At 69.9% G+C, this 4,785-nt stretch carries 5 protein-coding genes; 2 read left to right on the forward strand and 3 right to left on the reverse strand.

The features are described 5' to 3' along the window. Positions 1-224: 224 nt before the first annotated feature. Entirely contained in the window at positions 225-614 is a 390-nt protein-coding gene (locus K6I34_RS31900; RefSeq protein WP_229331434.1) for a hypothetical protein, read from the forward strand. Between the two features lie 32 nt (positions 615-646). Continuing rightward, entirely contained in the window at positions 647-1,054 is a 408-nt protein-coding gene (locus tag K6I34_RS31905; protein ID WP_229331436.1) for a hypothetical protein, read from the forward strand. Here the strand turns inward: K6I34_RS31905 and K6I34_RS31910 are convergent. The 3 genes from K6I34_RS31910 to K6I34_RS31920 form a co-directional block, all read right to left on the reverse strand. Beyond that, positions 1,041-1,265, reverse strand: coding sequence for a hypothetical protein (locus K6I34_RS31910; protein WP_229331438.1), 225 nt, complete (start codon positions 1,263-1,265; stop codon positions 1,041-1,043). The two genes, K6I34_RS31905 and K6I34_RS31910, sit on opposite strands and share 14 nt — an antisense overlap. 976 nt (positions 1,266-2,241) lie before the next feature. Further along, complete coding sequence (locus K6I34_RS31915; protein WP_374231078.1) at positions 2,242-3,849, reverse strand: alpha/beta hydrolase; 1,608 nt, start codon at positions 3,847-3,849, stop codon at positions 2,242-2,244. Between the two features lie 174 nt (positions 3,850-4,023). After that, on the reverse strand, positions 4,024-4,785 hold a 762-nt coding region (locus tag K6I34_RS31920), incomplete at its 5' end, for an urease accessory protein UreD (protein ID WP_229331440.1).

Consider the following 4,785-nt stretch of genomic DNA (forward strand, 5'->3'; position numbering starts at 1 on the left):
CACGCAGAAAGTGCCTTCCTGCTGGGCGGGTTGAGACCTTCGACAAGCCTCATCATCCCAGCTCGGAAGGCACTTTCGTGTTTCCGCCCACCAACCGGACACGGCTGTAATGAAAAGCGCAGGCTAGAGGCGCACCCGGCTTCTCGGCCCGCGAGTGGCTCGCCACAGCCCTCGGACTGCGCAAGCCCGCCCGTGCAGCCTGGGCCTCGGGCCGGGTTGTCGAAGTGACCAGCGGCGACCTGTTCGACATCGTCGCAACCGACTTCGCCACCGGGCGCCTCGCCCGCATCTACATGACCACGGGCGAATGCGACATGGGCCCGCACATCGCCAGCGCCACGCACAACGCCGTGTGGATTCCGGTCCCTGTCGGGACCGCCTACCGCCTCGCTGGCGTTCCGGGTGCCACCATCCCGGGCAGCGGCTGGAGGATGCCCGCCCCGCCGCCCGACCTCTACCTGGCCGACCGCACCTGGTTCCTGCCTCCGGACGCCCTGGCCGGCGCCCTGCCGCCTGAGGGAGCGCTCACCCGCGCCGAGGACCTGCGGGGAGCACTGGAGGTCGCGGCATCCGACTGGGCCCCGCCTCCGCGCGGTCCCGTCCGTTCCCGCTGACACCCACCCCACCGCTGAAAGGGAAGATCCGCATGCTCACGGCACTGGACCGCCAACGCCTGTACGAGATCATCGAGGAGGGGATGAACACAGCCTTCACTCCCCCCGGCCAACGCACGCCGTTCAGCCTGGAATGCATGCTCAGCGGACAGATCGAGAACCTGCTCCCGCTCGCCGAGGCCAGGGCATCCCGCCTCCGGAGCATCGGGAGCCCCGAAGTAGCCGACGTCGAATATGCCCTGCGGCGCGCCCGCCAGGTTCTCGCGTCGTCGAACCTCGGAGACAAGCCCACCCCGTACTCGCTCGCGGTCGCATGCGGAATGCTCCTCCTCCACTCCACGACTCCCGGTGACCGAAGCGCCGGACGACCGCCTCTTTCTCCGCCTTCTCAACGGACCGTCCGGGCGAAGGCTGGAGCACCTGGCCTCACCGGACGATGAGCAGGAACGACAACTCCTGGAGTCCGAGTTGCACATCAACATCAAGCTCTTGCCGGCCGAGGTACACGCTCATGCCGACGTTCTCAAAGCCGCAGGGGATGCGCGCCTTCTCACCTGTGAGGCGGCTCTCGCCCGCACTCACCACGTGATCGGCCTGGACTCCCCAACCATCGAAGAGCTGGCGCCCATCCTCAAACAGTTGCTCGTCCACTGTCCCAGCGCTTGGTGAACTCACGACACATGAATACGGAGGAAGTCTGCCGCTCGTCGGGGCAACCCAGCGGGGCAGCAGACTTCCCGCGCCACCGGATGATGGGACTTCGTTCTGCGCCAGAGCTGGGGTGAGGGCGCCAGCCGCTGCGATCCCACGTGCTTCGTCGACTTGCCCCGTTCGGGAGTAGCGGATATTCGTAAGGAATATCCGTAATCCTGAAAGGTTCAACCACAGCCGCCGAGGGGACACAGGCGGTGCCGTTCCGCGAGAAGGCACTCAGGGGGAGTCATGCGTTCAACTCGGCCAAGCGCATCCGCGACCTTCCGGCCGCCCGCCTCCGCGGTAATCGCCATGACGCGGCCAGCCTCGCCTCCGTAGCAGTTGAAAAGCAGCCCTCGGCTCCGGCCGCCACGCAGGCACATGGAACTGCTCACGCTCACGAGGCCCGGGAGACCGGCAGCCAAGCGCGTTCTGCCCAACTCCACGGCGACCTCGGCGCCGACCATTCAGAGACGCCGTCGGCATCTTCCGCGGCCCAGACCAGCTGTATTCGGCCGAACCCCTGCCAGCCGATAACGGCCGGACACTGAGCAGCCCGAACCCACCGCTCACCCTGTGACCGCCATTTACCGTCGCCGCGCCTCAAGGGCGTCGGCAGGTGGCTGTCCCCGCCCATCCCGCGTCGCGACCGGGTGGCGGGGATGATCCCGCCGCTCCCCAGGCCGCGTCCAATCCAACCTCCCAAGTTGGCGGCCTGGGGAGCGATGGGCATGCCCCGCCCTCACCGGGAGAGTGGGAAATGATCACGGCAATCCCCCGCGCACGACTACACGGAGTCGCACGCACGTACAGGATTCTGCGATCTGTCGCTACCGCGCCTCGCAGCATCCCCGGCCCAGGTACGCCGATGCCCCGGCCCCACTCGGGAGCCAGGGCGTCGGCCCAAGGCCGCTTCTGACCTGCTCGGACGGTCTTACGACTTCGCCGCGGCCTTCGGCGGCTCCGGGGTGGCGTGCGGGGCGCACGTCACGTCGCCGGCGTCGGTCTTGCCTTCCAGGAGGTAGGCGTCGACGCGGGAGTTGATGCAGGGGTTCACCAGGCCCGTCACGCCGTGCGAGCCCGCGTCCTTCTCGGTGATCAGGCGGGAGCCCTTGAAGCGCTTGTGCAGCTCGACCGCGCCCGCGTAGGGGGTGGCGGCGTCGCGCGTGCTCTGGACGAGCAGGGTCTGCGGGAGGCCCTTGTGCGTGGCGACCTCGACCGGGGTGCCCTGCGGGGCACGCCAGGTGGCGCAGGGGAGGTTCATCCACGCGTTGGCCCAGGTCATGAAGGGCGCCTTCTTGTGGATGCGGGCGTTGTCGCGGTCCCACTTCTGCCAGCTGGTGGGCCACTTGCTGTCGGCGCACTCCACCGCGGTGTAGACGGCGTTGCTGTTCTCCGCGGTGATGTTGCCCGCCGTGTCGGCCAGGTGCGGGCCGGCGGCCGAGACCAGCGGCTTGCTGTCACCGGCCACGTACTTGCTCCAGGCGTCGGCGACCGGGACCCAGGAGGAGTCGTAGTACGCGGCGCTCTGGAAGTAGTTCACGAGCTCGGCCGGGCCGACGACGCCGCCGATGGGGTTCTTCTTGGCGGTCGCGCGTATCTTCTCCCAGCCCTGCTGGACCTTGGCCCGGGTGTCGCCGAGGTGGAAGACGGCGTCGTGCTGGGCGACCCACGCCTCCCAGTCCTTGAAGCGGCCCTCGAACGCGATGTCCTGCTCCAGGTTGGCCTGGTACCAGATGTTGTCGCGCGCGGGGTTGACGATGCTGTCGAGGATCATGCGACGGACGTGGTCCGGGAAGAGCGTGCCGTAGACGGCGCCCAGGTAGGTGCCGTAGGAGACGCCCAGGTAGTTGGTCTTCTTCTCGCCGAGGGCGGCGCGGACCACGTCGATGTCGCGGGCGGTGTTGGCCGTCGTGAGGTAGGGCAGGAGGTCACCGCTGCGCGCGGCGCAGCCGTCCGCGTACTCGCGGGCCAGCTTGCGCTGGGCGCGCTTGTCGGCCTCGTTCGAGGGCACCGGGTCGGCCTTGGGGGCGGCCACGAACTTCTGCGGGTCGATGCAGGAGATCGGGGCGGAGTGGCCCACGCCGCGGGGGTCGAAACCGATGTAGTCGTACGCCTTCGCGGTCTTCGCCCACAGCGGGTTGTTGGTCGTGACCCGCTTGGGGAAGCGCATACCGGAGCCGCCGGGGCCCCCGGGGTTGTAGATCAGCGCGCCCTGGCGCTCGGCGGCCGTGCCGGTGGCGCGGGCGCGGTCGACCGCGATCTTGATCGTGCGCCCGTCGGGCTTGCTGTAGTCCACGGGCACGGTCACGTAGCCGCACTCGATGGGCTTCTCCAGGCCCCAGGAGGCAGGACAGTCCTGCCACTTGATGCCCGTCTTCGCCGCCTTGGCGGCGGCGACCCGCGCGCCGTGCGCCTCCGCGGCGCCGCCCGGAACGCTCTCGGCCGCGCCGGCTGCCGGGGCGGTCAGGAACCCGGCCACCAGCGCGCCGGTCACCACGGTGCCGGCCGCGCCGAGGAGAGATGCTGGTCTCAGTCTCACGTAGGAATCCCCCTGCTGATACGCCGCGTGGCGCGACGATGATCGCAATGCTGCAGCTCGGAATCCTTCCGCGTCCCCTGCCACAAAGGACAGGTCGTACGGGTGTTTCTTTACTAAGACGTAAGAATGACGACACAAAAAGCTTCCCGTGTGCCGTTGTTCACCCCTGACGCATCACATCGCCCTCATGGCAATATCTGTCGCGAAAAGGTCACTTTTTGCGCTTTCGAGGATTCTTCGAAGGCGCAGGCCGTCCGCGGCCACCGCGCTCACCAGGCAGGCCGGACCGGCGAGCGGTGTGACGGCCGCGGTCGGGCCGAGCGTCCGCGCCGCGACGGGGGCGTCCTCGAAGGCCGGATCCACGACGAGAAGCTGGCCCACCGCCCGGTGCCCGCCGAGCACGGCGCCGCCGTCCCAGCCGGGCACCCCGGCCCCGTACGCCAGCTCCTGGTCGAAGAGGGGCCGCCCCGCGCGGTGGACGGTCAGCCGGGTGCTCAGCCGCCCCGGCGGCTCACCGGCGCGCCCGAGGATCTGCTCCTCGCGCAGCACCAGCCGTGCGCCCGGGGCGAGTTCGACGCGGGTGCGCATCCGCAGATCGCTGCCCCGCGCGGAGATCAGCGGCTCGGGCAGCCAGTGCAGCACGGCACCGTCGCCGACCGTGATCCGGGTGTCGTATGTGGCCGGGGCGCCCGTACGGCCGGGCAGGGCGATGGTGGCCGCGGTGGTGGAGAAGCACAGCCCGGCCCCGTCCCGCACCTCGGCGGTGAGGGCGAGCCGGTCGCCGCCGAGGGGGGCGCTCATCGCCCCGACGAGCGCGACCCGGGCCGGGCCGCCGTACGCCCGCAGCCTGCGCAGCGCGAACGGGCCCGTGCCGTCGAGGACGGGCAGCGCCGTGCCGCCCCGGCCGTCCGGGGCGGCGACGATCGTGGCGGAGGC

Origin of the sequence: Streptomyces sp. UNOC14_S4, assembly GCF_020740835.1 — a bacterium.
Classification (GTDB): domain Bacteria; phylum Actinomycetota; class Actinomycetes; order Streptomycetales; family Streptomycetaceae; genus Streptomyces.

Bases quoted from the DNA above. Each gene is read 5' to 3' on its own strand.
- K6I34_RS31905 (WP_229331436.1), top strand. From the start codon at position 647: ATGCTCACGGCACTGGACCGCCAACGCCTGTACGAGATCATCGAGGAG.